Origin of the sequence: Paraburkholderia sp. SIMBA_027 (assembly GCF_046535315.1) — a bacterium.
Lineage (GTDB): Bacteria > Pseudomonadota > Gammaproteobacteria > Burkholderiales > Burkholderiaceae > Paraburkholderia > Paraburkholderia tropica.
Genome location: NZ_JAWRWY010000524.1, coordinates 1 through 274 on the forward strand (window position 1 = coordinate 1; position 274 = coordinate 274).

The following is a 274-nucleotide window of genomic DNA, read 5'->3' on the forward strand; positions in this document are numbered from 1 at the left end:
ATGGTGGCGAGGCCCATCGGAATGCAGCCAAAGAACATCGAAAGCACCGGATGATCGAAGATCCGGCGCGCATCGCCAGGATAGATGATCCACTTCGCCGCGTAGATCAGCGAAAGAGCAATGAAGAGCAGGATGTTCGCCACCCACAGGGTTTCGCCGAGGCTGTAGAGCGCCGGTGCCGATGGAAACTGCGCCAGGCAGACGGCGAACATGCCGGTGCCCATCGTCGCTGCAAACCAGTTGGGCGTGAAATGCCGGACAAGCCGCAGCCCTT

Annotated in this window: 1 pseudogene; it reads right to left on the reverse strand. The window is 60.2% G+C overall.

What is annotated here, in order from left to right:
* A pseudogene (locus tag SB764_RS40085) lies at positions 1-224 on the reverse strand (C4-dicarboxylate ABC transporter); the annotation flags it as partial.
* Between the last annotated feature and the right edge of the window lie 50 nt (positions 225-274).